General features: G+C 73.4%; 23 protein-coding genes, 1 tRNA gene and 1 pseudogene. 16 read left to right on the top strand and 9 right to left on the bottom strand.

The features are described from left to right. Nucleotides 1-141: 141 nt before the first annotated feature. The 4 genes from OG393_RS04455 to OG393_RS04440 all read left to right on the top strand — a co-directional run bounded on the left by OG393_RS04455 (nt 142) and on the right by OG393_RS04440 (nt 3,914). On the top strand, nt 142-546 hold the full coding sequence (locus OG393_RS04455) for a hypothetical protein (protein WP_327373248.1): 405 nt from the start codon (nt 142-144) through the stop codon (nt 544-546). A 129-nt stretch (nt 547-675) separates the two neighbouring features. Beyond that, the gene (locus OG393_RS04450) at nt 676-2,760 is read left to right on the top strand and encodes a phage holin family protein (RefSeq protein WP_442817259.1); all 2,085 of its coding nucleotides are present in this window, start codon (nt 676-678) and stop codon (nt 2,758-2,760) included. A 338-nt stretch (nt 2,761-3,098) separates the two neighbouring features. Next, nucleotides 3,099-3,539 carry a hypothetical protein gene (locus OG393_RS04445; protein ID WP_327373245.1) on the top strand — a complete coding sequence of 147 codons (441 nt, stop codon included), beginning with the start codon at nt 3,099-3,101 and terminating at the stop codon, nt 3,537-3,539. A gap of 216 nt (nt 3,540-3,755) precedes the next feature. Further along, the gene (locus OG393_RS04440; RefSeq protein WP_327373244.1) at nt 3,756-3,914 is read left to right on the top strand and encodes a hypothetical protein; all 159 of its coding nucleotides are present in this window, start codon (nt 3,756-3,758) and stop codon (nt 3,912-3,914) included. A 213-nt stretch (nt 3,915-4,127) separates the two neighbouring features. On the opposite strand, the pseudogene OG393_RS04435 reads toward OG393_RS04440, so the two are convergent. Further along, a pseudogene (locus OG393_RS04435) lies at nt 4,128-4,944 on the bottom strand (helix-turn-helix domain-containing protein). A 301-nt stretch (nt 4,945-5,245) separates the two neighbouring features. Here OG393_RS04435 and OG393_RS04430 point away from each other — a divergent pair. After that, nucleotides 5,246-5,551, top strand: a complete 306-nt coding sequence (locus tag OG393_RS04430) for a 4a-hydroxytetrahydrobiopterin dehydratase (protein ID WP_327373243.1) — start codon at nt 5,246-5,248, stop codon at nt 5,549-5,551. A 186-nt stretch (nt 5,552-5,737) separates the two neighbouring features. On the opposite strand, the gene OG393_RS04425 is transcribed toward OG393_RS04430, so the two are convergent. Together OG393_RS04425 and OG393_RS04420 are read right to left on the bottom strand one after the other, a co-directional pair. Continuing rightward, the gene (locus tag OG393_RS04425; protein WP_327373242.1) at nt 5,738-6,589 is read right to left on the bottom strand and encodes an NmrA family transcriptional regulator; all 852 of its coding nucleotides are present in this window, start codon (nt 6,587-6,589) and stop codon (nt 5,738-5,740) included. A gap of 320 nt (nt 6,590-6,909) precedes the next feature. Further along, complete coding sequence (locus tag OG393_RS04420) at nt 6,910-7,377, bottom strand: DUF2785 domain-containing protein (RefSeq protein ID WP_327373241.1); 468 nt, start codon at nt 7,375-7,377, stop codon at nt 6,910-6,912. 530 nt (nt 7,378-7,907) lie between these two features. Between OG393_RS04420 and OG393_RS04415 the strand changes: the two genes are divergently transcribed. Together OG393_RS04415 and OG393_RS04410 are read left to right on the top strand one after the other, a co-directional pair. Continuing rightward, on the top strand, nt 7,908-8,840 hold the full coding sequence (locus tag OG393_RS04415) for an AraC family transcriptional regulator (RefSeq protein WP_327373239.1): 933 nt from the start codon (nt 7,908-7,910) through the stop codon (nt 8,838-8,840). Between the two features lie 79 nt (nt 8,841-8,919). Next, nucleotides 8,920-9,876, top strand: a complete 957-nt coding sequence (locus OG393_RS04410; RefSeq protein WP_442817258.1) for a class I SAM-dependent methyltransferase — start codon at nt 8,920-8,922, stop codon at nt 9,874-9,876. Nucleotides 9,877-9,943: 67 nt separating this feature from the next. Here OG393_RS04410 and OG393_RS04405 read toward each other — a convergent pair whose 3' ends face one another. Beyond that, nucleotides 9,944-11,056: a GlxA family transcriptional regulator gene (locus OG393_RS04405; protein ID WP_327373238.1), complete on the bottom strand. Its 1,113-nt coding sequence runs from the start codon at nt 11,054-11,056 to the stop codon at nt 9,944-9,946. Nucleotides 11,057-11,335: 279 nt separating this feature from the next. Here OG393_RS04405 and OG393_RS04400 point away from each other — a divergent pair, with 279 nt between their 5' ends. Next, nucleotides 11,336-12,304: an NADP-dependent oxidoreductase gene (locus tag OG393_RS04400; RefSeq protein WP_327373237.1), complete on the top strand. Its 969-nt coding sequence runs from the start codon at nt 11,336-11,338 to the stop codon at nt 12,302-12,304. 190 nt (nt 12,305-12,494) lie between these two features. On the opposite strand, the gene OG393_RS04395 is transcribed toward OG393_RS04400, so the two are convergent. The 3 genes from OG393_RS04395 to OG393_RS04385 all read right to left on the bottom strand — a co-directional run bounded on the left by OG393_RS04395 (nt 12,495) and on the right by OG393_RS04385 (nt 16,639). Continuing rightward, nucleotides 12,495-13,289: an aldo/keto reductase gene (locus OG393_RS04395; protein ID WP_327378305.1), complete on the bottom strand. Its 795-nt coding sequence runs from the start codon at nt 13,287-13,289 to the stop codon at nt 12,495-12,497. Nucleotides 13,290-13,488: 199 nt separating this feature from the next. Beyond that, on the bottom strand, nt 13,489-15,318 hold the full coding sequence (locus OG393_RS04390) for an AMP-dependent synthetase/ligase (RefSeq protein WP_327373236.1): 1,830 nt from the start codon (nt 15,316-15,318) through the stop codon (nt 13,489-13,491). Between the two features lie 427 nt (nt 15,319-15,745). Next, nucleotides 15,746-16,639, bottom strand: coding sequence for a LysR substrate-binding domain-containing protein (locus OG393_RS04385; RefSeq protein WP_327373235.1), 894 nt, complete (start codon nt 16,637-16,639; stop codon nt 15,746-15,748). A gap of 306 nt (nt 16,640-16,945) precedes the next feature. Between OG393_RS04385 and OG393_RS04380 the strand changes: the two genes are divergently transcribed. From OG393_RS04380 to OG393_RS04370, 3 genes are all read left to right on the top strand, one after another. Then, nucleotides 16,946-17,992 carry a bile acid:sodium symporter family protein gene (locus OG393_RS04380; protein ID WP_442817257.1) on the top strand — a complete coding sequence of 349 codons (1,047 nt, stop codon included), beginning with the start codon at nt 16,946-16,948 and terminating at the stop codon, nt 17,990-17,992. A gap of 216 nt (nt 17,993-18,208) precedes the next feature. Next, nucleotides 18,209-18,358 (top strand): hypothetical protein, encoded by a 150-nt coding sequence (locus OG393_RS04375; protein ID WP_327373234.1) that lies wholly within the window; start codon nt 18,209-18,211, stop codon nt 18,356-18,358. Then, nucleotides 18,355-18,756, top strand: coding sequence for a (2Fe-2S) ferredoxin domain-containing protein (locus tag OG393_RS04370; protein WP_327373233.1), 402 nt, complete (start codon nt 18,355-18,357; stop codon nt 18,754-18,756). The genes OG393_RS04375 and OG393_RS04370 overlap by 4 nt, the downstream gene beginning before the upstream one ends. Nucleotides 18,757-18,776: 20 nt before the next feature. Here OG393_RS04370 and fdhD read toward each other — a convergent pair whose 3' ends face one another. Continuing rightward, entirely contained in the window at nt 18,777-19,625 is an 849-nt protein-coding gene (fdhD, locus tag OG393_RS04365) for a formate dehydrogenase accessory sulfurtransferase FdhD (protein WP_327373232.1), read from the bottom strand. Between the two features lie 326 nt (nt 19,626-19,951). Between fdhD and OG393_RS04360 the strand changes: the two genes are divergently transcribed. The 3 genes from OG393_RS04360 to OG393_RS04350 all read left to right on the top strand — a co-directional run bounded on the left by OG393_RS04360 (nt 19,952) and on the right by OG393_RS04350 (nt 22,751). Continuing rightward, nucleotides 19,952-20,899, top strand: a complete 948-nt coding sequence (locus OG393_RS04360) for a beta-ketoacyl-ACP synthase III (RefSeq protein WP_327373231.1) — start codon at nt 19,952-19,954, stop codon at nt 20,897-20,899. Between the two features lie 254 nt (nt 20,900-21,153). Beyond that, on the top strand, nt 21,154-21,882 hold the full coding sequence (locus tag OG393_RS04355; protein ID WP_327373230.1) for a hypothetical protein: 729 nt from the start codon (nt 21,154-21,156) through the stop codon (nt 21,880-21,882). A gap of 143 nt (nt 21,883-22,025) precedes the next feature. Continuing rightward, entirely contained in the window at nt 22,026-22,751 is a 726-nt protein-coding gene (locus OG393_RS04350; protein ID WP_327373229.1) for a class F sortase, read from the top strand. Nucleotides 22,752-22,810: 59 nt separating this feature from the next. Here the strand turns inward: OG393_RS04350 and OG393_RS04345 are convergent, their stop codons facing one another. Next, a complete protein-coding gene (locus OG393_RS04345) occupies nt 22,811-24,112 on the bottom strand; it encodes a DUF2254 domain-containing protein (RefSeq protein WP_327373227.1) in 1,302 nt (433 codons plus the stop codon). A 376-nt stretch (nt 24,113-24,488) separates the two neighbouring features. On the opposite strand from OG393_RS04345, the gene OG393_RS04340 reads away from it, so the two are divergent. Both OG393_RS04340 and OG393_RS04335 read left to right on the top strand, forming a co-directional pair. Continuing rightward, nucleotides 24,489-24,576: transfer RNA gene (locus tag OG393_RS04340), tRNA-Leu, on the top strand. A gap of 474 nt (nt 24,577-25,050) precedes the next feature. Then, nucleotides 25,051-25,890, top strand: a complete 840-nt coding sequence (locus OG393_RS04335) for a hypothetical protein (RefSeq protein ID WP_327373226.1) — start codon at nt 25,051-25,053, stop codon at nt 25,888-25,890. The last annotated feature ends 415 nt before the right edge of the window (nt 25,891-26,305 follow it).

Genomic DNA, 26,305 nt, shown 5'->3' with positions numbered 1-26,305 from the left:
CGCATGGGGGCGAGCGGCGTGCCCCGGGCCCGGCAGGTGCTGGGACCACCCCGCCTCCGGCGCCCGGGGCGCTCGGGACCACTGCCGTGCGCCCCCCCGTTCCCCCTCCTGCGCGCGGATCGCGGAGAGTAGGGTCGTCCCATGGACGATGTTCGGGTGGCGGCGATCGCCAGCCTCACCCCGCTCGAGGAACTCGACAGCGACCCCTTCCTGGTCGACACCCGCAGCCAGCACGCGATGTGTGCCCGCTGGGTCCACGACAAGGGCTACGTGGTGGCGCGGCAACTGCTCTTCTACGGTATCCGCCCCGACCACGACGCGCTCTGGGCCGATGTCGAGGCGGGCGAGGTGGACCTCTTCGTCGCCCCGAACGAACGCGTCCTGAACCGGGCGTTGACCGACGTCTCCGGCTTCTTCGCGGAGTGCGAGCGGCGCGGTGTCCGGCTGGAGACCGTGGGCCTGGACGAGCCCGTGTACGACGCGGCCGGCAAGGCCGGCGTGCATCGCCGTCTGTCGATGCCCACCGCCGGATACAACGGCTGCTGACCGCTCCCACGCCCCTCCCGGCGGGCGATGTGCCACGCTTGAGACGGGAAACGGGTGAAAGGTGAACCGGGCGTGGGTGACGGGCGAGGGCGAACCGCCGGACGCTGGCGGACCGCGGGGAGCGCCCTGTTGCGCGTGATCGTGGTCTGGGGGGTGTCGACCCTGACCCTGCTCGTCCTGGCCGGGCTGCTGCCCGACTTCCAGCTCCAGTCGGCCGACGGCGAGAGCCTCACCCGCACCGCCGTCACCGCCGCCCTCGGAGCCGGCGCTTTCGGCCTGCTGGGTGCCCTGGTGTGGCCGGTGATCGTACGGGCCCTGCTGCTCGTGCCCGCCCTCGTGCTGGGCCTGTTGGTGTTCTTCCTCAACGGCTCGCTGCTGCTCATCGCGCTCTGGCTGGTTCCCGAGAGCGGGGCCGCCGCCGAACCGGAGACCGCGGTCGCCGTCGCCGCGGTGATGTCCGCCGTCGCGTCCGCCACTGCCACCGCCCTCGCGGTACGCGACGACGACGCCTACCGTCGCCGGCTGTACCGGCTCGCCTCCCGCACCCGCCCCCGGGGCCGCACAGCCGAAGGAGCTCCCGGGCCCGCCCACGGCACCGTCTTCCTGCAACTCGACGGCGTCGGCCACCGGGTGCTCCGCGAGGCGGTCGTCGGTGGCCTCATGCCGACCGTGGCCCAGTGGCTCGACACCACCCACCGGCTCACCCCCTGGCGCACCGACTGGTCCAGCCAGACCGGTGCCAGCCAACTCGGCATCCTGCACGGCACCAACGAGGACGTGCCCGCCTTCCGCTGGTACGAGAAGGACACCGGCCGGCTGATGGTCAGCAACCGGCCCGCCGCCGCCGCTGAGCTGCAGCGGCGTGCCGTCGCCCGAACCCGGGACGGCGGACTGCTCACCGCGGACGGCGCCTCCCGCGGAAACCTCTTCAGCGGCGGTGCCGACCAGCTCGCCCTGGTCCTGTCGGTGGCCGCCCGCCGCGGCCGGCGCAACCGCTCGCGCTCCGGGTACTTCGCCTACTTCGCGGACCCCGCAAACGCGGTCCGCACGGCCGGTTCCTTCGTCGCCGAGGCCGTCCGCGAGATGGCCCAGTCGACCCGGGCCCGGGTGCGAGGACAGCAACCCCGTGTCTCCCGGGGCGGTGCGTATCCCTTCATCCGGGCCTTCGCCACGGTCGTGGAACGGGACGTGGTCGTGGCCGCGGTCATGGGCGACATGCTGGCGGGCCGCACCGCCGTCTACGCCGACCTCGTCGCCTATGACGAGGTCGCCCACCATTCCGGGCCGCACGGTCACGACACCGACCGCGTGCTGGCGCGGCTCGACCGCTCGATCGCGCTCATCGCCGAGGTCGCCACGCACGCGCCGCGCCCGTACCGCGTCGTACTGCTCTCCGACCACGGCCAGAGCCCCGGCCCGACCTTCGCATCCGTGTACGGGCTGACGCTCAAGGATCTCGTGCGGGCCGGGTGCGGGCTGCCCGTGTCCCGCCGGGTACGACGGACCCGCAGCGGCTCGGAGGCACGAGACGCGGCCCGCGACGCGCTGCGCAGCGCTCTGCACCGGCCGCTCGAGGACGACGCGGGAGAGGCCGCCGAGGTCGACACCCGACGGCCGTCCGAGCCGGTCGTGCTCGCCTCCGGCAACCTGGGCCTCGTCTCCTTCCCGGGGGTGCCGCACCGGATGACCCGCGAGGAGATCGACCGCGTCCACCCCGCGCTGCTGCGCACGCTCGCCGGCCATCCGGGCGTCGGCTTCCTGCTCGTCGCGAGCGAGGAACACGGCTCGGTCGTCCTGGGCCCGGACGGCGCGGAGGTGCCGGTCGCCGAACTCGGCGACGACGGACCGCTCGCGGTGTTCGGCCCGGGGGCGGCGGAGGCGGTCCGGCGCACGGACCGTTTCCCGCACGTCGCCGACATCATGGTCAACTCGATGTACGACCCGGCGACGGGCACCGTCCACGCTTTCGAGGAGCAGATCGGCTCGCACGGCGGGCTCGGCGGCGAACAGGGGCACCCCTTCCTGATGTCGCCGACGGACCTCTCGGCGCCGCCCGAGGACCTGGTGGGAGCGGAGCGGGTGCACCGGGTGCTGCGCGGCTGGCTGCGGGAGTGCGCCGGTCCGCAGGTCCCGCTGAAGATCGCGCCGCCGCCGGGCGCGGTCCGGGAGGGCTTCCCGGCGGACGGCCGGGTCGTCCGCGAGGCCCGCGACTGACCGGGGATCGGCGCGGTGTCCGGTGTCCGGTGTGAGGCGCCGTGCCGGGGCGTGGAGGGCCCGTCACGGTCGCGGAGTACGGCTCCGGGCGCGCGGTCGCGGATTACGGGGCCGCGCGCCCGGGGGAGTGCGGCGCCCGGACGGCGGCGCGGGTCCCGGGGCCGCGCAGGTCCCGGAGTGGCGCCCGAAGGGCCGCCGGTCCGGTCGGTGAGACCACACGGGGGACCGGTGACGGGGCGGCCAGGGCGGTGAATTCGGCGGCGTCGGCGTAGGCCGGCCGGGGGGATCCGGCGGACCGCCCGGCACGTCGGGGCCGCGCGGGGGCAGGAGGCACCTACATGAGCCCCGCCCCCGCGCACCGTGCCGCCCCGGCCGCCCCGGCCGCCCCGGCGGCCGGGGCGGTGTGTCCGGACCCCGGGACGCGGCGGGTCCCGCGCGCCGCGTCCCGGACCGCGGGCCTCCGCCGTGCCCGCCGCGTCGGCCTGATCCTGGGGCTGGTGCTCGCCGCCCTCCTCGGCGCGGGCGGCGGAGCGGCCGGAGCGGTGGCCGGAGAGCAGCGGCCCGCCGCGAGCGCCGTCCCGGATCCGGGCGGCGAGACGTTCGAGGTGTCCGAGACCGAGGCGACCGCCCCCCGGAGGGCCGTCCCACGGCACCGGGGAGCCCACCGCCCCACCCGGCGTCCCGCCCCGCCCGGGGGCGCTCCGGCGGCCGGGGCACCCACGCGCGTACCGCTCCCCGAGGGCGACGCCGCGCGCCGGTGCGTGGTGATGCGCTGCTGAGAGCCTGCCGGGTGGCCTTCGACGACAGGCGGACGCGGCCTGGTGCGTGCGATTCCAAGGCGCACGGCGTGCTCTCGTAGCGGAGCTACCGGGGCATGTCGCCAACACCGGCAGCGTGCGTGCCAGGGCGTGACCGCCCGGTCAGAGGCCACCCGACAGTCTGAGAGGCCCGTCCTCTCGCGACGTCACCACACCACCACCGCGAGGAGTTCCGTCATGCCCATCGACCCGTTCGCCGTGCTCTCCGCCCTCGTGCGCGCCGAAGCCGCCCGCACCGCCGGCTCCCGGACCGTGCCGGAACGCGAGGAACCCGTCCGCCGGGAGCGGACCGACCCCGCGCCCGCCCCGGTCCGGGGCGAACATCCCGCGCGCTGACCCCGCCCGGAGCGTGCCCCGGCCGCCCTCCGGGCGGGCCGGGGCACCCGCGCGTCCCGCCGGTCCGACCCGTCCGCCGGTTCCTGGGTCCCGTCCGTCCGGGCGAGGCCGCACCTGCCGGGACGGTCCGTCGCCGTGCCCGTGCGGCCCCGAACGGTCGTCGTCGGCTTCGCCGCGCTCGGGGCGGCAGGCCCTGTGGCCCCGGTGTCCCCGTCACCCCGCGAGCGACCGCAGGTACGCGGCCGTCGCCGGATCGGCCGGGAGCAGCGTCTCGATGGCCAGCTCGGAGACCGTCACGTCCATCGGCGTGTTGAACGTCGAGATCGAGGACACGAACGACAACACCCGCCCGTCGTGATCGATGCGCATCGGCAGTGCGAAGAACGGGCACACGTCGCCGTCCTCCGGGCCGACCGGGGCGGTCACACCCTCCGCCGCCTCCGGTAGCGGGTACCCGGAGACCTCCTCGTACAGCGCCCGACTCCGAGCGGGACAGCGCGAGCTGTCGCCGCATCTGTGCCAGCAGATGCCCGCGCCACCGTGGCAGATTCAGGATGCGTGGCGCCAGCCCTTCCGGGTGCAGCGTGATCCGCATCGCGTTCATCGGGGGAGTCAGCAGATGGTCCGGCAGTCCCGCCAGCAGTACGCCGATGCCGCCGTTGGCCGCCACCACCGTGTAGGTACCGTCCACGACGAGTGCCGGGTACGGCTCGTAGCCTCCGAGGAGCTGCTCGATTCCCTCCCGCAGGGCCCCGAGCCGCGGTTCGTCGAGCGTCGACTCGGTGAACCGCGGCGCGTAGCCCGCGGCGAGCAGCAGGACGTTCTGCTCCCGTACCGGTACCTCCAGGTGCCCGGCCAGCCGCAGGATCATCTCCTCGCTCGGCCGGGCACGGCCCGTCTCGACGAAGGAGATGTGCCGGGCGGAGGAATCGGCCCGCAGCGCCAGTTCCAGTTGGCTCAGCCGACGCCGCTCGCGCCAGCCCCGCAACAGTGGCCCTACTCCCGCGCCCGTGGCGGCGATCGTCGTCATGGGAGGACGATAGTGCCGCGACGGGCGAGACGGGCCCGGTCGGTGAACGGCGTGCGGTGCCGGGGCCCGCGAGACCCCGGACCGTGAGACCTCGGTCCGGCCTCCTCGCGGGCCTGTCCGGTCGACGTGATGGTGGTCCGGGCCTTTCCGCCGATCGGGACCCTTCGCTGTGTTGACCCGTGGACGGAGTCCGGAGACCGTATCGTCACCGGCAACGTCGGCGGCGTCGTCCTCCCGGACGGCGCCCCCGACGCCCGCATCGTCGTCGCCGTCGCGACCCGTGACCGGAGGGAGTCCGCGCATGCCCACAGAGCCGCTGTCGCAGAAGGAGATCGAGGACCGACTGCGGGAACTTCCCGGCTGGTCCCTGTCCGGTGACCGCATCCGGCGCGAGTACCGGCTGGGCGACCACTTCGCCGCCACCGCGCTCGTCGTCCATGTCGCGCAGATCCAGCAGGAGTTGAACCATCACTCCGACCTGACCCTCGGGTACGCCACCGTCGCTCTCGAGGTGAACACGCACAGCGCGGGCGGCGCGGTCACCGACAAGGACTTCGAACTCGCCACCCGTGTGGAGGACATCGCCGCCGGGCATGGAGCCCACTGACACACGGGCCGCACGGTACCGCCGTACGGACGCACGTTCCCACGCCGGCGGGCGCCCGACACCCGGTCACCTTCCCGGGAATGACCGAGACCCCGCTGGACTGGGACGCCGAGGCCGACCGCTACGAGGAGACGCGCGGCGGCGTCCCCCGCGCCCGCCGCGACGCCGTGCACCGCCTCGTCCCGACTACCGGTCCCTCCACGCCTCGGCCGCGAAGGCCGCGAAGTCCCTCGGCTCGCGGCCCAGTACGCGCTTCACCCCGTCCGTCACGGAGGCGTTGTGGCCGTCGAGGAGACCGGCGAAGAGCGCCGCGAGCCACTGCGCCTCGGGCGCCGGCAGGCCGGCCCCCGTCAGCAGCGCCGCGTACTCGCCCTCGCTCATGGGGACGTACACCAGCGGGCGGCGCGACGCGTGGGATATCTCCGTCGCCACCTCGGCGAAGGTCAGCAGCCGCGGCCCGGTGACCTCGTGGACCCGTCCCGCGTGGCCGTCCCGCAGCAGGGTCTCGACGATGACGTCCGCCAGGTCGTCGGCGTCGACGAACGGCTCGGCCGTCCCGCCCGCGGGGAACGCCAGCGTCCCTGCCGCCACCCCTTCGGCCATCGGGCCCTCGTTGAAGTTCTGCGCGAAGAACGAGGCGCGCACGACGGTGAGTTCGAGGCCGCAGGAGCGCAAGGCATCCTCCGCCCCCACGGCTTCGGGCTCTCCGCGTCCGGAGAGCAGTGTCAGTCGCCGTACCCCGTGCTCCGCGGCGAGCCGGCCGAAGGTCTCCATCGCCGCGACCGCCCCGGGAGCGGCGAGGTCCGGGTAGTAGTTCACGTACGCGGTGTCCACGCCTCGCAGTGCGGGGCCCCAGGTCGTGGTGTCCTCCCAGTCGAAGCGGACCCTCCCCGTGCGGGAGCCGGCTCGCACGGTCGCCCCGCGCGCGCCGAGGCGCTCGGCCACCCGGCGCCCGGTCTTGCCGGTGGCGCTCGTCACCAGGAACGTCCGTGCGGAGTCCGTGCCGTGCGTGTCGTCGGTCTGTGTCCGTGTCGTCATGTCCTCAGACTCGCGTGCCGTGAGCCCGCCTGCCATGTTCCAGGAACTCACCTCCATACGCGGGCGTCCAGCTTCCGCCCGCCGGGGAACGCCGCACGAGGACGGTCCGGGACGGTACATCCACGGGACCGGCGGCGGACGGATCCCACGGCCGCCCCGGCGACCGTGGACGAGCCCGCCCCCGTGGATCACCCCAGGGCCACGTGGGCCTGGCCGAGCGTCACATCCCGGACGGGAAGTTCTTGACCGGCGGGTGCCCGAAGACGATGTCGAGCACGGACACGAGGCGGTCGCCGTCTCGGCGCTCAGTTCCGGTCGGGTCAGGACCCTGGCGATCGCGCCCGCGAGTCGGTCGTCCTCCTGCTGGTCCCAGACGCGGTCGTCACGGGCGAGCATGCGCTCGGCCGCGAGGGCGAGCATCGCCGCGGGGTCGACGTCCGGGTGAGTGCCGAAGTTCCCAACAGGTCCGCCCCGAGCGCGACGGCGTGCAGCCGGCCCAGCTTCGGATCGTGGCCGCGCAGGTCGGTCTTCGCGGGAAACCAGGTCCTGAAGGCGTCAAGCCAGGGCTGCCGGAAGTCACCCCGGGTGACGATCATGTCGAGGACCATCGGGGCGAACGTACGGGCCTGGATCTCGCCGTCGGTGAACCGGCGCGTCATCTCGTCGCCCAGCCGCAGCCGAGGGGAACCAGTGATGACATCGCGCGCGATCCAGGTCCGCAGCACCACGTACGGCGCGCCGTCGCGCACCTGGGGGTCAGGGGCGCGCAGGCAGCCGGCCAGTCGCACCGTGAGCTCGTCGAGATCCGCGCGCGGGCACGGCGAAGCCGGTGGCACAGAGGCCGTACCAGTCGATCGTCGCGGCGCGGACCCTACCGTGCCCGATCACGGCCGCCGCCGTCTCGACCCCATCGCGTGACGAAGATCAAACGCCACGACCGCCTTCGCGACGCGGAGATCATTTGCGGGACGGCCCTCAAGGGGAGCGTCGGTCCGACTGGATGGCAGCGGGGATATGCGCACGGGACCTTTGCACGACCGCGCCGTCAGGAGCATCGTCAACAGCGCACTCGCCCAGGAGATCTTCCCCTGTCGATGCATGATCGGCGAGGCTCACATCGAGGGCCTGCTCCCCTCCCGCCCTGACCGGCGTCCCCCGTGCACACGTCGGCGAGTTGCTCGAAGACCCGCACCCGCGTGGCAGGCATCCTCACGGGAGTCGGCGCTGTTCGCCTACGCCGGGGCGGAAGGGGCCGAACCGCGGATCGATGGCACCGGGGCGCGGGTCCGCCCCCCACGCGTCGTTAGGGTTGCTGCCCATGGACGCTCTCGCCGGACTACTCGACGGGCCCCGGGTCAGGGGCGCCTTCCTGCTCCGGATGGTCATGGAGCCGCCGTGGTCCGTCAGCGTCGAGGACCGTGCTCCGCTCTGCCTGATGTGCGTGACCGAGGGAGAGGCATGGATCATGCCCGACCGGGGCGAACCGTTGCTGCTGCGCCCCGGTGACATCGCCATCGCCCGGGGTCCGGAGCCGTACACCGTCGCTCACGACCCGCAGGCCCCGCCGACCGCGATGATCGGGCCCGGCGGTGTCTGCACCACCCTGAGCGGTGCGTCGCTCTCCGAGTCCATGCACCTCGGCGTACGGACCTGGGGCAACGCCCTCGACGGCGGCAGCACCCTCCTCGTCGGCACGTACCCCATGGACGGCGAGGTGGGCCGCAGGCTCCTCGACGCGCTGCCATCCCTGCTGCACCTGCCGGCGGACGCGTGGAGGTGCCCGTTGGTGCCCTTCCTGGACGAGGAGATCGCCCGCGACGAACCCGGCCAGAGCGTCGTCCTCGACCGCATCCTCGACCTGCTCCTGATCGCCGCCGTGCGCGCCTGGTTCGCGCGCCCCGGTGCTCGCCCGCCCGCCTGGTACAACGCCATGGCCGACCCCGTCGTCGGCCGCGCCCTGCGCCTGCTCCACGGGGACCCGGCCCGTCCGTGGACCGTCGCCTCGCTCGCGGCCGGGGCGGGGGTGTCACGGGCCGCGCTCGCCCGCCGCTTCACCGAGCTGGTGGGTGAACCGCCCATGGCGTACCTCACCGGCTGGCGTCTCGCACGCGCCGCCGACCTCCTGCGGGAGACGGACGCCACGGTCGAGTCCGTGGCCCGGCAGGTCGGCTACAGCAGCGCTTTCGCGCTCAGTGCCTCCTTCAAGCGGGTACGCGGTGTCAGTCCGCAGGAGCACCGCACGCGGGCATGAGCGACGCCCGTCCTCGCCGCGGCTTGCCGAAGTGGCAAAGATTCTGGCGCTTTCCGTCCACCCGCCGGAACCTGGGGCCATGAGTCGACACGAGCAGCAGCCCGTCCCCCGGCACGAAGCCGGCCACCCGCACGAAGCGGGCCACGGTGCCGCCCACGCCCACGGCGCCGGACCGGGGCACCACCACGACAGCGCCCACATGCCGTGGGCCGAGATGGCCACGCTTCTGGAGCGCCAGGCCGAGATCCAGAGCCCCGCCTACATGCAGGCCGCGGCCTGGCTCGCCGAGCTGGTGCCCGTCGCGGGTGTCCGCCGGGTCCTGGACGTCGGCAGCGGTCCGGGTGTGCTGACCGCGCTCCTCGCCGAGGCGTTCCCGGCCGCGGAGGTCGTCGCCGTCGACGGGACCCCCGAACTGCTGGAGATGTCGAGGGCCCGCGCCGAGGCCCGCAGGCTCGGCGCACGGGTCTCCACCCTGCACGCGGAACTCCCGGAGGCCATCGCCGAACTGGGCGAGGCCGACGTCATCTGGGCCGGCAACTCCCTGCACCACATCGGGGACCAGGGTGCCGCCCTGGCCGCCTTCTCCGAACTGCTACGGCCCGGCGGGCTGATGGTGCTCGTCGAGGGCGGACTGCCCGCCCGCCACCTGCCGTGGAACATCGGCGTCGGCCGGCCAGGACTGGAGGCCCGGATCGACGCCGTCGTCGCCGACTGGTTCGGCGAGATGCGCACCTCGCTGCGTGACAGCAAGGACGAGGTCGACGACTATCGCGCGCTCCTCGCCGGAGCGGGCCTCACCCCCAGCGGCACCCGCTCGTTCCTGGTCGACGTCCCCGCGCCCGTCCCGCCGGTCGTCCGGGAGACGGTCGTGGCCACCTTCGCCCGGCAGCGTGAGGGCCTCGCCGAGCGGCTGGCCGAGGACGACGTGAAGGTCCTCGACCGGCTTCTCGACCCGGCGGACCCGATGTCCCTGCACCGGCGCACCGACCTCTTCCACCTGGCCGCCCGCACCGTGCACACGGCCCGCAAGGGCTGACGCGAGCCCTACACCGCCCCGCCCACCGGTTGACGGCGCCGTCCGCGGACTGCGGCGCCCCCCCTGTTCACCGGGCGGGCGCGCGGACGGCCGCCGCCCGGTCGGTGCCCTTTCCCGGCGGGGTGCCACCCGGCGAGGCGTTCCCCCGCGGAGTGCCGACGGCCGTCGGCGCGGGGCCGGGCGGCAGAGCGGTGTCCGCCGTCCGGTGGAAGGTACGGCGGTAGGCGGCCGGCGAGATCCCGACCAGGCTGCGCATGTGCTGACGCAGCGAGTTCCCGCTGCCGAAGCCGGTGCGGTCCGCGATGTGATCGACCGTCAGATCGCTCGTCTCCAGCAACTGCTTCGCGAGCTCCAGCCGTTGGGCCGTGAGCCATTGGCCGGGTGTCGTCCCCACCTCGTCGCGGAAGCGGCGGGTGAAGGTCCGTACGCTCATCCGCGCGTGCCGCGCGAGTTCGCCCAGGGACAGTGGCCGGTCGAGGTGTTCCAGGGCCCAGGCGCGGGTGGGTGCCGTCGTCGTGGTAGCGGTCGGCTCCGGGACCGGGCGCTCGATGTACTGTGCCTGGCCGCCGTCCCGCCACGGCGGGACCACGCAGCTGCGGGCGACCTTGTTGGCGGTGGCGCTGCCGTGGTCCTTGCGCACCAGATGCAGGCAGAGATCGACGCCGGCGGCGGCCCCCGCCGAGGTGAGCACGTCGTCCTCGTCGACGAACAGCACGTCCTCGTCGAGCTTGACGTCCGGGAAGAGGGACTGGAAGTGCCCGGCCTCCCACCAGTGCGTGGTGGCGCGGCGGCCGTTCAGCATGCCGGCCGCCGCGAGCGCGTACGCGCCGGTACAGATGGAGACGACGCGGGTGCCCGGACGGACCCGGCCGAGTGCCTCGGCCATGAGCGCGCCCAGCGACCCCTCCTCGGCGAGGGTGCGCAGCTCGTGGGTGGGCGGGACGATCACGGTGTCCGCCTCGGCGAGTTGCTCGGCGTCGTGCGCCGCGACGATCGTGTAGCCGTCGGCGGTCCGGACGGGCCCGCCGTCCACGGTGCAGACGCGTACGTCGTAGAGAGGGGAACCGTCTTCGGCGACGGCGCAGCCGAAGATCCGGGACGGGATGCCCAGCTCGAAGGGAATCACGCCGTCCAGGGCGAGAACGGCGACCCGGTGGGGTCGCGCGGCGGGAAAGGTCATGGCCTGATTCTGTCACATCCTGGCTATCCGGCCAGTATCGCGCGGCTCCACACTGCCGGAAGCTGAAAGCACCGATGGACACCGGCGGCGGACGCCCTGGCGACCCGCAGGGCCACCGCACCGGGGACGGCCTGCAAAGACAGGTCTCCGGTCCCCGCGGACACGACGGAACGACAACGGCTGCCCGCCGTCGCCCGGCCCGCTGTCCGACCGCTGTCCAGCGCCTCCCGGCCGCCGCCGGGCCGGCCACGACCGACGAGCCCCACCAGGAGCAACCCCATGAACGAGACCGCCACCGACCCCGTGACCATGCGGGCCGTCGTCGCCACCGAGTGGGGTGGCCCCGAGGTCCTCACCGAGACCCGGATCACCCGCCCCGTGCCGGGCCCGACCGAGATCCTCGTGCGGGTCCACGCGGCCGGCCTCAACCCCGTGGACTGGAAGTCCCGCGCCTCCGGCGGCTTCGGCATGTGGGGCGAGACGCCGGTACTCGGCTACGACGTCTCCGGTGTCGTCGAGGCCGTGGGACTGGGGGTCACCCTCTTCGCGCCGGGTGACGAGGTCTTCGGCATGCCCCAGTTCCCGCAGCAGGCCGGTGGCTACGCCGAGTACGTCACCGGGCCGGCGCGCCACTTCGCCCGCAAGCCCGCCTCCCTCACCCACGTGGAGGCCGCCGCACTGCCGCTGGCGGGCCTCACGGCCTGGCAGTCGCTCGTCGACACGGCCGGTGTGCGCGCGGGGCAGCGCGTCCTCGTCCACGCGGCGGCGGGTGGCGTCGGGCACCTGGCCGTCCAGATCGCCAAGGCCCGCGGGGCGTACGTCCTGGGCACGGCCGGGCCCGCGAAGCAGGACTTCCTGCGCGGACTGGGCGTGGACGAACCGATCGACTACACGACGACGGACTTCGCGCGGACGGTCCGGGACGTGGACATCGTCCTCGACGCCTACGGAGCCGACGACTACGGCACGCGTTCGCTGGCCGTGCTGCGCGAGGGCGGCACCCTGGTGACCCTGCCCTCGCCGGATGCCGTACCGGCGCCGGAGGACACCGCCGCCAAGAGCGTCCGGACCGGTTTCACCCTCGTCGAACCGGACTACGCCGGTCTGCTGGGCCTGGCCGAACTGGTGGAGACGGGCCGGCTGCGCCCGGAGGTGGAGACGGTGTTCCCGCTCGCCGAGGCGGCGCGGGCCCACACGCTCGGGGAGTCGGGCCGCACCCGCGGGAAGATCGTCCTGGCCGTCGTCTGAGCGGTGCCCGGCGCGGCGCGGGACGACCCCGCACCGCGCCGGCCGGTACCTCGCGGCCCGGGAGCCGACGCTTGGGAGCCTGTCGGCCGAAGGCCACCCGCCAGGCTCCGAGTCGACCCACGGCACGGGTGCTCGTACCGGACCGCCTGGGCGCGGGCGCCGTCCCGACCGCGGGCCGCCCGGACGGCCCTCACGCGCCGACGCTGAACTCCGCCGGGTCCGGGCCGATCCGCCGGTCCTCGTTCAGGGCGGCCACCGCCGCCATGTCCTCGTCGTCCAGAGCGAAGCCGAACACGTCGATGTTCTCCCGGATGCGCGACGGCGTGACCGACTTGGGGATCACGACGTTCCCGGTCTGGACGTGCCAGCGGAGCACCACCTGAGCCGGGGTACGCCCGTGCTTCTGCGCGATCGCGACCAGCGCGGGGACCTCCAGCAGGCTGCCGCCCTGACCCAGCGGCGACCACGCCTCGGTGGCGATCCCGTGCCGCTCGTGCGCCGCGCGGGACTCGTACTGCTGGAGATGCGGGTGGAGCTCGATCTGGTTGACCGCGGGGACGACCGAGGTCTCCCCGACCAGACGCTCCAGGTGCTCGGGGAGGAAGTTGGAGACACCGATGGACTTGGCGCGGCCGTCGGCGTGGATCTTCTCGAAGGCGCGGTAGGTGTCGACGTAGGTGTCCTTGGCCGGCAGCGGCCAGTGGATCAGGTACAGGTCGACGTAGTCGAGCCCCAGCTTCTCCAGCGAGGCGTCGAAGGCGCGCAGGGTCGAGTCGAAGCCCTGCTCGCTGTTCCACAGCTTGGTGGTCACGAAAAGCTCGTCGCGGGGGATCCCGGAGCCGGTGAGCGCCCGGCCGGTGCCCGCTTCGTTGCCGTAGATCGCCGCTGTGTCGATGGAGCGGTAGCCGGCCTCCAGGGCCGTGGCCACGGCTCGCGTCGCCTCGTCGTCCGGCACCTGCCAGACGCCGAATCCGAGCTGCGGCATCTCCACGCCGTTGTTCAGAGTGAGGGAGGGGACCTTGTTGTCCGTGCTCACGAGGGGTCGGTCCTAACGTCGTCGGGTGATACTCCCAGTGTCAACGATCGGGAGCCCCCGCACATTCCACCGGGGGCACACCGGTGGCCCGGGTGCCGTACTGCGGCGCCGCGTCAGAGCCTGTCGGTCCAAGGCCACCGGCAGGCTCTCAGCCGTACAGCGCCTCGACCTCGACCGCGTACGCCTTCTCGATGGCCTTGCGCTTCAGCTTCAGCGAGGGCGTGAGCAGTCCCTGCTCCTCGCTGAAGGGATGCGCCAGGATCCGGAACGTGCGGATGGACTCCGCCTGGGAGACCAGAGTGTTGGCAGCCACCACCGCCCGCCGGATCTCCGTCTCCAGGCTCGGGTCCCGTACCAGCTCCGCCGGTGACATCGCGGGCCGCCCCTGGATGGAGAGCCAGTGCTCCACCGCCTCCTGATCCATCGTCACCAGCGCGGCGATGTACGGCCGGTCGTTGCCCACGACGATGCACTGCGCGATCAGCGGGTGCGCGCGAACCCGCTCCTCCAGCGCGGTCGGCGACACGCTCTTGCCACCGGAGGTGACCAGGATCTCCTTCTTCCGACCGGTGATCGTCAGATAGCCGTCCTCGTCGAGCATCCCCAGGTCGCCGGTGGCGAGCCAGCCGTTGTTCAGTACGGCGGCGGTGGCCTGCGGATTGTTCAGGTAGCCCGAGAAGACGTGGGCTCCGTGCAGCCACACCTCCCCGTCCTCCGCGATGTGCACGGTCGTCCCCGGGACCGGTTGCCCCACCGTTCCGTACTTGGTCCGCTCGGGCGGGTTCGCCGTCGCCGCGGCCGAGGACTCCGTCAGGCCGTAGCCCTCGAAGACCGTCACCCCCGCCCCCTCGAAGAACAGGCCCAGCCGCCGGTCCATGCCCGAGCCGCCCGACATCGCGTGCCGCACCCGGCCGCCCATCGCCTCGCGGACCTTGCCGTAGACCGTCCGCTCGAAGAACTGGTGCTGCATCCGCAACGCCGCCGACGGCCCCGGACCGAGTCCGAACGCCTTGTGCTCCAGGGCCTCGGCGTACTTCACCGCCACGTCGACGGCCTTGTCGTACGGGCCCGTCTTCCCGTCGGTCTCCGCCTTGCGCCGGGCCGCGTGGAAGACCTTCTCCAGGACGTACGGGACGGCCAGGACGAACGTCGGCCGGAACGCCGCCAGGTCCGGAAGCAGCGCGGACGCGGCGAGCGCCGGCTGGTGCCCCAGCTTCACCCCACCCCGGATCGCCGCCACCTCCACCATCCGGCCGAAGACGTGCGCCAGCGGCAGGAAGAGCAGCGTCGACGCCTCGTCACCCGGTTTCGTGTGGAAGACCGGCTCCCAGCGGCCGATCAGCATGTCCGTCTCGAACATGAGGTTGGAGTGGGTGATGACACAGCCCTTGGGCGGGCCGGTGGTGCCCGAGGTGTAGATGACCGTGGCGACGGAGTCGGGCGTGACCGCCCGCCGGTGCCGGTGCACCACCTCCTCGTCGATCTCCGCGCCCGCCGCGACCAGCTCGGCGACCGCGCCCTCGCCGGCGTCCAGCTGCCACAGCCGCTTGAGGTGCGGCAGCCGGTCGACGACCGACCCGATCGTCATGGCGTGGTCCTCGTGTTCCACCACGCACGCGGTGACCCCGGCGTCGTGCAGCATCCAGAAGACCTGCTCCGCGGAGGAGGTCGGGTAGATCGGCACGGACTGCGCGCCCAGCGCCCACAGCGCGAAATCGAACAGGGTCCACTCGTAGCGGGTCCTGGCCATCAGGGCGACCCGGTCGCCGAATCGCACCCCCTGGGCGATCAGCCCCTTCGCGAGGGCCAGCACCTCATCGCGGAACTGCGCGGACGTGACATCCCGCCACCGGCCCGACGCGTCCTTGCGGCCCAGCGCCACCCGGTCCGGGTCCCGCCGGGCATGGTCGAACACGGCGTCCGCCAGACCGCCGACCTGAGGCGCCGCCTCGACGGGCGGCACGGTGAACTCGCGCAATGACCTGCTCCTCGACCGCTCGCTGTCGCGCTCCGTACGGCGCGGGTGACGGTACCCCACCCGACTGTCACGCGGGAGGCCCTTCACCAAGCCGGGACATTGGGTGTTCGCACAGGTCAGGGGCGGGAGGGCGAGGAACCGGGGAGCGGCGAGGGTCCGTTACTGACCGTTCGGTAAGCAGGGGGCGGCGGAATCTCCACCGAATCCGTACCGGGCGCCCACGCCCCCTCCCGGGCCCGGGAGGGGACGCGGACAGGGGCGCGGCATGGAGCGCGAAGAGGGGCGCGAAGGGGGGCGCGAAGAAAGGGGGTGGACGGGTGCCCGGCGTGCCGTGGTGGGTGACCGCCGTCGGGCCGCACCGGAGGGGGATAGCGGCGGACGCGAGGGGGATCGCGGCGGGACCAAGACGCCCGGACTCGGCGCCTGGTCAGTGGGGGCGGTGGAGCCGGTCGCCGCCCGCCAGGATCGCCGCGGCCAGGGCGTCCGCCGCTTCCTGGGAGGCTCCCGGCCGGCGCCCCGGCCGCAGGACGAACTCGACCTCGCCCAGATCCGGCAGTCCCGCCCGGGCCGGCACCGTCGTGAGACCCGGCGGGACCAGGCCGCGCGTGTGGGCCATCACGCCGAGACCGGCGCGGGCCGCTGCCACGGTGCCGCTCAGACTCGTGCTCGTACACACGATCCGCCAAGCCCGCCCCTGAGCCTCCAGCGCCTCGAGCGCCCGCGCTCGGGTGATGCCCGGCGGCGGGAAGACGATCAGCGGCACCGGACGGTCCGGATCGAGCCGCAGCCGAGGCGAGCCGATCCACACGAGCGCGTCCTGCCACACCAGGTCCCCGCCGCTCTCCCCGGGCCCCCGCTTCGCCAGGACCAGATCCAGCCGCCCCGCCGACAGGCGGGCGTTCAGCGTCCCGGACAGTCCGACCGTCAGCTCCAGATCCACCTCGGGGTGCTCCCTGCGGAACGCCTCCAGGATCTCCGGCAGCCGGGTCGCCACGAAGTCCTCCGAGGCCCCGAACCGCAGCCGCCCACGCAACCGGGTCCCGGCGAAGAAGACCGCGGCCCGCTCGTGTGCCTCCAGGATCGTCCGGGCGAAGCCGAGCATCGCCTCACCGTCCTCCGTCAGCTCCACCTTGTGGGTGTCCCGGGTGAACAGCGGCCTTCCCGTCGCCTCCTCCAGTCGCCGCACGTGCTGGCTCACCGTGGACTGGCGCAGCCCCAGCCGGCGCCCCGCCCGGGTGAAGCTCAGGGTCTGGGCGACGGCGAGGAAGGTGCGCAGCTGGGAGGGTTCGTACACGTCTCCGAGGCTATCGATCTCCGGCATCCGCGGGTGGCGCCCCGCCCCACTCGCGCTGGGCGGGACGGCGGGACCCACCGGCGGGACGCACCGGCGTGACCCACGCGGGCGGGACCGGCGTGCGCTGCGAAGCAGGTCCGTCATCACGATCCCCGATGACAATGAGAGCGTTGTGCGGGATTCCCGATCGCCGCCCGACCGAGCAGGATGGACGGCGGGAGCGTGTCCGGCCGAGCGGCCCACTCCTTCCGCTGCCCCGTCCGGACCCCGTCGGGACGCTCGAACCCGCCAGAGGAGCCGACCCGAGCGGGACGGACCCGACCGAGAAGAGCTGTGGAGCGCTTGAACCGCCGTACGTCCTTCCCGCCCTCCTGGCCACCCCTCGACCGGTACGTCCTGGCGCTGCTCGGCACAGTGGGTCTCGCGGCCCTGCTCCCCGCCTCCGGGACGGCCGCCCGACTCGCGGAGGGCGCCTCGACGGTCGCCGTGGCGCTGCTCTTCTTCCTCTACGGCGCCCGGCTGTCCAGCCGGGAGGCCCTCGACGGCCTACGGCACTGGCGTCTCCACCTCACCGTCCTGACCGCCACGTTCGTGGCCTTCCCGCTGCTCGGTCTCGCGGCGAAGGGCTTGGTGCCGGTCGTGCTGACGCCCGCCCTCCACAGCGGTCTGCTCTTCCTCTGCCTGGCGCCGTCCACCGTCCAGTCCTCGATCGCCTTCACCTCGATCGCGCGCGGGAACGTGCCCGCCGCGATCTGCGCGGGCTCCTTCTCCTCCCTCGCCGGCATCCTGCTGACCCCGCTGCTCGCGGCGGCGCTCCTCGCCGGCGGCGTCGGCGGCTTCTCGGCCGGCTCACTGCTCAGGATCGTGCTCCAGCTGCTGGTCCCCTTCCTGGCCGGGCAGCTGGTGCGGCCCTGGGCGAGGACCTTCCTCCCGCGGCACCGCGAGCCGCTCGGGTATGTCGACCGCGGCTCGATCCTGCTGGTGGTGTACTCCGCGTTCAGTCAGGGCGTCGTCGCCGGCGTCTGGCACCAGGTCACCCCCGCCCGGCTGGGTCTGCTGCTGGCCGTCGAGGCCGTGCTGCTCGCGGTGATGCTGTCGCTGACCTGGTACGGGGCGAGACGGCTCGGGTTCGGCAGGGAGGACCGCGTCGCCATCCAGTTCGCGGGCTCGAAGAAGAGCCTGGCCGCCGGACTCCCGATGGCGAGCGTGCTCTTCGGCGCCCAGGCGGCGCCGGTCGTCCTGCCGTTGATGCTCTTCCACCAGATGCAGCTCATGGTCTGCGCGGTGATCGCCGGGCGCCGGGCCCGGGACCCCGGGGAAAGGCCGGGGGCGGACCCCCGGTCCTCGCCGACGCCACGGAACGCCTCGGCCGCGTCGTGACGGAGCGCCGTCCGGCGGAAACCGACCACCCGAGCGGACCCGCGGCCGGGGGCACGCCCGCCCGAACGGAACGGCCGTCCCGCCGGAGCCCGGCCGGCCCGTCGGGTCCCGACCGTTCGCCGGACCCCTCCCGCCCGCCGAGCCCCGGCCGCCGACGGTGGCGGGATCGCGTACGGCGCCGCACACGAAGATCAACGCGACCGCTACGGTGCTGCCATGACCGCACTCGATCCCCGTGGCGCCGCGATCGTCCTCGCCGACCCGACGAAGCGCGTCGTGGCGCCGCTTCCCCGTCTCGGTACCGCCACGCCGACCGCGCCGACCGTCTCGACCGCGCCGACCGTCTCGAACGGGAGCACGTGGTGAGTCCCACCCCGATACGTTACGGCGCCCGCCCCTGCTCGCTGGTCGTCTGCCGTGGCTGCTGCTGCGGCGACGCCCGCAAGAACCCGGGCATCGACCACGCGGGTCAGCTCGCCCGGCTCCGCCGTGCCGCCGCCGACTCGGGCGGCCTGCTCGCCCTCCGCGTCAGCGACTGCCTCGGTCCCTGCGCCCAGGCCAACGTCGTGGTCGTCCAGCCCTCCACCGAGGGCCGACGCCGCGGCGGCCGGGCGGCCTGGATCGGTTTCACCGTCGACGACGACTGCGTCGACGACATCCTCGCCTGGACGGCCGCGGGCGGCCCAGGCGTCGCGGAGCCGCCGGACGGTCTCGCCCTCCAGATGATCGACCCGCCGGCCGAGGCCAGGCGCCGCACCCGCTGAACCACGCCGTGACCGGGCGGTCAGCCGAGGGAGGCCCCGGCGCCGAGTGCGATGCGGTGCTCGCCCGTGTACACGTTCATGTCCGCGCCGCGCAGGAAGCCGACCAGGGTCAGGCCCGTCTCCGCCGCCAGGTCCACCGCCAGCGAGGACGGCGCGGAGACCGCCGCGAGCACCGGGACACCGGCCATCACCGCCTTCTGCGCCAGCTCGAAGGAGGCCCGCCCCGACACGAGCAGGACCGCTCGTTCCAGCGGGAGGAGGCCCTCTCGCAGGGCCCGCCCCACCAGCTTGTCCACCGCGTTGTGCCGGCCCACGTCCTCCCGTACGTCGAGCAGCTCGCCGTCCTCCGAGAACAACGCGGCGGCGTGCAGGCCGCCCGTCCGGTCGAACACCCGCTGTGCCGACCGCAGCCGGTCCGGAAGCCCGGACAGCAGCTCGGGCGTGAGGCGCACCGGGGGAGTGTCACCGATCGCGAAGCGCGTCGTGGTGCGTACGGCGTCGAGACTGGCCTTCCCGCACAGTCCGCACGACGAGGTGGTGTAGACGTTCCGTTCCAGCGTGATGTCCGGGACGGGAACGCCGGGAGCCAACCGCACGTCCACCACGTTGTACGTGTTCGTGCCGTCGTCCCTGGCGCCCGCGCAGTACACGATGGTGCGCAGGTCGTCGGCCCGGGCCAGCACTCCCTCACTCACCAGGAACCCGGCCGCCAGGTCGAAGTCGTCGCCCGGGGTGCGCATGGTGACGGCCAGGGACCGGCCGTCGAGCCGGATCTCCAGGGGCTCCTCGGCCACGAGCGTGTCGGGACGCTCGTTCACGGCGCCGCCCCGGATCCGTATGACGCGCCGTCGTTCGGTGACCCGTCCCATGGTGATGACACCCGATTCTGTATGTGAGGGCGGACCGAGCCGCGCTCGCTGCGGAGCTTGCCGGGGCACCGGGCATCGAGCGGCGGTGGCCTCGGGGACACATTCTCCCGCACGGACGGACGGACGGACGAGCCGGCCGGGCGCCGCGCGAGCGGGCCCGAGGGACGGCGCGGGGTCCGTCCGGCCCGGACCGCCCGAGCGGGCCCGTTGTCACGGTCACCCAACAGGCAGGGGTGAATCTTGGTGGTTTACGTGTCCTGTTACCGATGAGTCGCTGGCAAGACTGTGTGGTTCCTGCACTTTCGAACTCCTAGGGGGTCCCGGGCATGACGGGCACTCGTATCGCCGCGCTCGGGCACTACCAGCCCGCGAAGACGCTGACCAACGCGGACCTTGCCACACTCGTGGACACCAGCGACGAATGGATCAGGAGCCGGGTCGGCATCCGCACCCGCCATGTCGCCGGCCCGGACGAGCCGGTCGACGAGCTCGCCGCGCACGCCGCGGGCAAGGCGCTCGCCGCCGCCGGTCTCGTCCCCGACGACATCGACCTGGTCCTCGTCGCGACATCCACCGCGATCGACCGCTCGCCCAACACGGCCGCCCGCGTCGCCGCCCGGCTCGGCATGACGTCGCCCGCCACCCTGGACCTCAACGTCGTCTGCGCCGGATTCACCCACGCGCTCGCGACCGCCGATCACACCGTGCGCGCCGGCGCGGCCCGCCGGGCCCTGGTCATCGGCGCGGACAAGATGACCGAAGTGGTGGACTGGACCGACCGCAACACCTGTGTCCTGGTCGGTGACGGCGCCGGCGCGGCCATCGTCGAGGCGACGGGGGACGGCCGGGAGCCCGGTATCGGGCCTGTCCTGTGGGGATCGGTCCCGGAGATGGGCCACGCCGTGCGGATCGAGGGCACTCCGCCGAGGTTCGCCCAGGAGGGCCAGTCGGTCTACCGCTGGGCCACCCAGCAGCTGCCCTCGCTCGCCAGGCAGGCGTGCGAGCGCGCCGGACTCACTCCCGCGGACCTGGCGGGCGTCGTGCTGCACCAGGCCAACCTGCGGATCATCGAGCCGCTCGCCGCCAAGATCGGCGCGGTCAACGCGGTCGTCGCCCGTGACGTGGTCGAGTCCGGCAACACCTCGGCCGCCTCGATCCCGATGGCCCTGTCCAAGCTCGTCGAGCGTGGTGAACTCGCCTCCGGCGCCCCGGCCCTGCTCTTCGGGTTCGGCGGCAACCTCTCCTACGCGGGGCAGGTCGTCCGCGTCCCCTGAGCTGAGAGCCTGCCGGGCGGCCTTCGACCGGCAGGCTCTGAGGTCTGTCGCGGCGGATCACCGGACTCCGCTCGGCCGTCGGTCCGGTCCGCTCTCCGCTTCCGGCCGGTGCGCCGGCCGCGCGGTGCCTCCGTCCGGCGGAGCCCGGTGGCGGCAGGCCGGGGCGCGGCCTAGCTTCGATCACGGTGAGGGTCGTTTCCTCCCGTATGCGGAAAACGCCCGCACGGGACCCTCGCGTGATCTGGAGGACCGTCATGCGCGCGATCCGCGTCGCTACCGCCGCCCTGCTCACGTCCGTCGCGCTGTCCCTCGCCATGCCGGCCGCCGTGGCCGACGACGCGACCGCGAACCTCCCGACGCGCGACGGCCTGCCGGCGGACGACGTCCCGGCGAACGACGCGACGCCGGTGGGCGACGTGCCGGGGAACGTCGGTGCCGAGGGTGACGGTGCGGCTGGGGCCGGGCCCGGCCTTCCCGGGTACGTGGACAGCGGTGCGCCCGGAAGCGACGGGACGGGGAAGGGCGTCACGTCGTTCGGATACTCCGTCACTCCCGCGACCGTGGCCCCCGGCGGCACCGTCGCACTGAAGTCCGACGGCTGCGAGGTGCCCTCCGTGACCGTCTCCTCAGGCGTCTTCGACACCATCACGCTCGTCGAGGGCCGCCAGGGCACGGCCACCGTCGACGTCGAGGCCAGGGTGGACGCGCAGTACGAGGTGACCTTCGACTGCAAGGGCGAGCGCGGCACAGCCATGCTCACCGTCGCCCGCGGGAAGGACGGCCACAGCACGTCCGGTACCGGCACGGGGGCGGGCGACTCCGGCGGCACGGTCGCCCGTAGAGGCGTCAAAGCCGGGTTCGGCGGTGACACCGGGGGGCTCGGCACCGCCGAGGTGGTGGCGGGCTCGGCCCTGGTCGCGGGTGCGCTCGGCGGCGGCGTGCTGCTGGCCGCCCGGCGGCGCCGCGGCACCGGCCGCGGCTGAGGGCCGGGTCCGAGGGGCGACGAAACGGCCCCTTCACTCCGGAGTGGCGAGGTCCGGGGCGGAGGGGCGTCAGCCCGTCCGGCGGTGCGCGGCCCGTACACGTGCTCCGCTCCCACCGGTACAGGAAGGAAACGGAACAGGTCGTGGAGGCGCAGAACGGTGTGGGCCGGCGCGGCACCTGGGGCATCCTCGTCGTGGTCCTGCTGGTCGGGGTGCACCTCGTGCGCAGCGGCACGGCGGAGTGGCGGACGGAGCACCCGCCGCGGCCCCTCGCCGCGGCGGCGCCAGACCACCGGACCCCCGCCACCACCGCGTTCGGCGCGGTGCCCGGCCCGCTGCCCGCCTCCCGTCCGGCGCGCGTCCGTGTCCCGGCCGTCGGCATCGACGCCCCGGTCGTCGGCGTCGGGCTGGACACCGACGGAGGCATCGGGACCCCGCCGGCCCGGGAGGGGAACCTGGCCGGCTGGTTCACCGGCGCCGTCACCCCGGGGGAGAAGGGCACCGCCGTCGTCGTCGGGCACGTCGACACCCCGGCCGGCCGGGGTGTCTTCTTCGGCCTCGGGGCCCTCGGCAAGGGCCGGCGCATCGAGATCGCCCGCCAGGACGGCCGGACCGCCGTGTTCTCCGTGTACGGCGTCGAGGTCGTCCCGCAGGACGGCTTTCCGGCCGAACGGGTCTACCGGGCCGCCGCCGTGCCCGAACTGCGCGTCCTCACCTGCGGGGGCGACTTCACGGAAGGCCGCGGGTACGACGGCAACCTCGTCGTCTTCGCCCGCCTGACCGAGGTCCGCCGGGCCGCCGACGTCCCGTCCGGGCCGAGGGCCGCCGTGCGGCCTTCCGGACGGCCGACGGCGCCTCCGCCTGCGTGACTCCCGCCTCCGTGACGCAGCCCGCGCGGCGCCATGCTCCGGCGCCGCGGCCACCTTGCTCAGCCGATTCCCTGCCGGTCCGCCTCCAGTGCGAATTCGCGGTCGGCGGGCTCCTGCGCCGTCCGTTCCACCCGCTGGACCAGGAGCGCGCGGTGTCGCAGCAGCGCTTCCCGGCGCGCGGGAGGAGCGAGGGCCAGCAGGTCGTCCAGCCCGGCGACCAGCCGGCGGACCACCTGCGGGCTGCCCTCCGCACAGCCCCGGATCTCGGTGAAACCGAGATCCACCAGGTCCGCCCACCCCGGCACGTCCTGCACCAGCCGGACGGTTCCCTTCCGGTCGCGATAGCGGACGGACCCCAGCGGCCGGTCCGCGAGAGCGGCCAGGATCTGGGTGATCCGGTCCAGGCACTGCACCGCCGTCGTCGGGTCGTTCAGCGAGGGGGACAGGGCCCGAAGCGCGATGTCCGCGAGCTGGCGAAGCCCGAAGGAGAGGTCCTGGCGGAAACCCCGTTCGACACCGACGGACAGAGCCGACGACAGCAGGCGGGGAACGTGCCCGTCGCCGTGCACGGCGACGACCCGGGAACCCGGCAGCACGAAGTCCCCGATCCGGGGAAGCAGGCGCAGCACCACTCCGTGCCGCCGGGCGGACCGCACCAGCAGGGCCACGTTCACGTCCCGTAGTACGCCGGCCTCGCCCCGGTGCGTGAGGAACGCGGTCGTGGGCCCCAGATCCTCCGTCTCCCCCTCGTGCCGCGGCTGTCTCGCCAGCACCCGGAACGAGTCGTTGGTGATCAGGGCCACGACATACCCCACACGCATCAGCCGCAGCGTCGAGTTCACGTACGCCACGAAGAGCAGCAGGCTCAGACCCACCATCAGCAGTGTCAGGATCGACTGCAACAGCGGCACATTGGAGACGGCCCGGGGATCGGGCTCGCTCTCGTACGCGGACAGGACCAGCAGCGAGAGCACGAACGTCGCCAGGAAGACGGAGAAGGTCGCCTTGGTGATGCGGTTCCTGACGAAGATGGGCACGACCCGAGGGCTGAGCTGCCCGCTCGCCATCTGCAGCGCGACGAGCGAGATCGAGAACACCACACCGATGAAGGTCATCATCGCGGAGCTGATCGTCGTCACGATCGTCCTGGCGTCCTCGGCGAACTTGATCAGATCGGCGACGTCGTCGTACGCCCCCTCGCTCTGGAGATGCGCGACGATCGCCTGGTCCGCCGTGTCGGTGGCGCTCCACAGCGCGAACACCGCCACCATGGCGGCCACCGGTGCGAACCAGAAGCTATCCCGCAGATGCTCCCGCAAGGGCGACAGAATCCGGGGCCTGCGGTACTCGGAGTAGTTCACCGGGGCAGGCTATGGCCCGCCCCGTAGTCCGCGGTGGGACGGCGCGCGGCGTCGGATGCGGTGCGTCGCACGGCGGAGGGCCGCACTCGTACCGGGGGTATCCGGGCGATCCGACAACGCGGCGAGGTGCCGCAGCCGGCGCCGCGCGCCCGCCGGGGATCGCGGGACAGCCCTCGGGCGCCCGAAGCCGCTGAACGCACTCTCCGTGGATGAATCGCCACCTCACGCACACCCGGCGGGTCAACGGATGCGGGATCGGGCGAGTGAAGGGCACCGCACGTCACTGACCACGGGAAACGTGGGTGAAAGGCACCTCGAACCCCTGGTAGAGTTGTCCATGTCGCCGCGGGGAACACCCCGGAGCGACAGACACCTTGTCCGGGTGGCGGAATGGCAGACGCGCTAGCTTGAGGTGCTAGTGCCCTTTATCGGGCGTGGGGGTTCAAGTCCCCCCTCGGACACCAGCAGAGACCCCAGTCGATCTGGGGTCTTTCGCGTTTTCCGGGCGGCGGCGTGACCAACCGCGTGACCAACAAGACCGGCGAATCCCCAGGTCGGACTGGGGAAGCCACCCAGGCAGCACCAAACCGCTTGCGTTCCGCCTGCTGACGTTCCCCTGGCGTACTGCGGTGCTCGTTCCCCCGACGGGGGGCGGACCTCAACCGGTCCGTCCCCCGATCGACTGTGGCGTCAGAGTGGCGCGCCCGGCCACTGTGGAGATGCGGGTGCCCCGCACCCGCGCCGGGCTTTGCAACAGAGCGCGTCATGTGGGCTCCGGCGAGTGGCTGTTTGCCACTGTCCGGCCTCCGCTCGCGCGGCGGGCCTTCCACGGGTACTCGGCGCGCGACCTGTTCGGCGCGGGACCTCTTCCGGCACCCGGACCGGGCCGCCTGCTGTACGGGCCGGCCACCGAGTCACCTGTGAGGATCTGTCATCCGATGAACGCGATTGCTACGCCGGCCCGAAGGGCCGTAGCCGCCGGGCTGGCCGTGCTGCTGGCCGGATTCGGCGCCCTCTTCGTCTTCCACCTGGTAATGGACAGGGACTCGCGGTTGCCGGGAATGTTCGGGGATCTGTGCGAGACCTGGGGCGACGCCCTGGCTCTGCCGGTCATGACAGGCGCCCTGGTCTTCACGGTTGCCGCCCTCCCCAAGGCAGCGCCAGAAAGCGGGCACGCGGCGGCGTCGGCCACGGCCGGAGGCGCGGCCGGAGCCCTGACCCAGCTGGTCCGGTGGAAGGACGAAGCCCACCAGCTCACCTGGGCACACCCCGAGCCTCACCACTTCAACGCGGCCGGGATCTACCACGCGGCCTTCCTGACGGTGATGTGTGCGGTGACGGCCGTGCTCTGGACTCTCGCACTGAAGCGAGCGGCCCGGGCATGCGCCGACCACCGCGGCCGGCCCGGGGCAGTGCGCGCGCTCGTGGTCGCCATGGTCGCGGGACTCGCCTTCGTCGTGCTGCTGATGATCGACGACTGGGAGTTCCTCTCCACCAGGAGTGGGGCTGCGGTCCTGGCCACGACCGCGGCCGCCGCGGTTTTGGCTGTGGGAGTGTTCACCGCGGTCATGATCCGGATGCACCGCGTTTCACTCGCCCCGGTCGACAGGCCGCCGCTCTCACCCGCAGGCAATTCCTCCACCCGGGATTCACGGGGCGGCGGCGCCCCCCGACTGGGCCGTCGGCCGGATTCGGTGGCGCCGCCGTGCCAGGCGTCCGCGCCGAGCGGCGGGGCCGGGAGGAACTGCGGTGGCCGGGTCTGTACGCGTGCCGGCTGAGACTGCCGCAGGCGGCCATGGGCGCCGTCTGGGCTCTCGGCGGGGAGAGTCCCCCCATGGGAGGACGCGCTGCGCGTCCTCGCGCTGCCCCTCTGCGTCAGCCTGGCCGGACCACTCGTCGCCCGCCGCCTTGTCCGCACCGGGCGAGCCCCGGTCGCCTCGGGGCTCTTCTTCGCTCCGCTGGCCGGGACAGTGCTTCAAAAGCATCAGCGAGCCCGGCGCCCGTACGGCCGGCCAGCATGGGCGCCACGTGCCGGGGGCGGTCCGCAGTCCCTGACTCCGCCGTCCACAACGGAAGGTCAGCCCTGGCACCTGCTCGACGAACGCAGGCTGGGACATGCCTTTCGGCGGTACCGGAACCGGCGGTACCGGAACCGGCCGACCCGCAACTCGATGATCAGGCGGCATCGGCCGG

The organism is Streptomyces sp. NBC_01216 (assembly GCF_035994945.1).
GTDB lineage: Bacteria > Actinomycetota > Actinomycetes > Streptomycetales > Streptomycetaceae > Streptomyces.
Note: the sequence above shows the minus strand (reverse complement) of the source record. Positions and strands in the feature narration are given on the sequence as shown.

Coding starts and splice junctions, on each gene's coding strand:
- OG393_RS04455 (WP_327373248.1), top strand. CDS start 142: ATGGACGATGTTCGGGTGGCGGCGATCGCCAGCCTCACCCCGCTCGAG.
- OG393_RS04445 (WP_327373245.1), top strand. CDS start 3,099: ATGAGCCCCGCCCCCGCGCACCGTGCCGCCCCGGCCGCCCCGGCCGCC.
- OG393_RS04440 (WP_327373244.1), top strand. CDS start 3,756: ATGCCCATCGACCCGTTCGCCGTGCTCTCCGCCCTCGTGCGCGCCGAA.
- OG393_RS04430 (WP_327373243.1), top strand. CDS start 5,246: ATGCCCACAGAGCCGCTGTCGCAGAAGGAGATCGAGGACCGACTGCGG.
- OG393_RS04425 (WP_327373242.1), bottom strand. CDS start 6,589: ATGACGACACGGACACAGACCGACGACACGCACGGCACGGACTCCGCA.
- OG393_RS04415 (WP_327373239.1), top strand. CDS start 7,908: ATGGACGCTCTCGCCGGACTACTCGACGGGCCCCGGGTCAGGGGCGCC.
- OG393_RS04410 (WP_442817258.1), top strand. CDS start 8,920: ATGAGTCGACACGAGCAGCAGCCCGTCCCCCGGCACGAAGCCGGCCAC.
- OG393_RS04405 (WP_327373238.1), bottom strand. CDS start 11,056: ATGACCTTTCCCGCCGCGCGACCCCACCGGGTCGCCGTTCTCGCCCTG.
- OG393_RS04400 (WP_327373237.1), top strand. CDS start 11,336: ATGAACGAGACCGCCACCGACCCCGTGACCATGCGGGCCGTCGTCGCC.
- OG393_RS04395 (WP_327378305.1), bottom strand. CDS start 13,289: ATGCCGCAGCTCGGATTCGGCGTCTGGCAGGTGCCGGACGACGAGGCG.
- OG393_RS04385 (WP_327373235.1), bottom strand. CDS start 16,639: ATGCCGGAGATCGATAGCCTCGGAGACGTGTACGAACCCTCCCAGCTG.
- OG393_RS04375 (WP_327373234.1), top strand. CDS start 18,209: ATGACCGCACTCGATCCCCGTGGCGCCGCGATCGTCCTCGCCGACCCG.
- fdhD (WP_327373232.1), bottom strand. CDS start 19,625: ATGGGACGGGTCACCGAACGACGGCGCGTCATACGGATCCGGGGCGGC.
- OG393_RS04360 (WP_327373231.1), top strand. CDS start 19,952: ATGACGGGCACTCGTATCGCCGCGCTCGGGCACTACCAGCCCGCGAAG.
- OG393_RS04355 (WP_327373230.1), top strand. CDS start 21,154: ATGCGCGCGATCCGCGTCGCTACCGCCGCCCTGCTCACGTCCGTCGCG.
- OG393_RS04335 (WP_327373226.1), top strand. CDS start 25,051: ATGAACGCGATTGCTACGCCGGCCCGAAGGGCCGTAGCCGCCGGGCTG.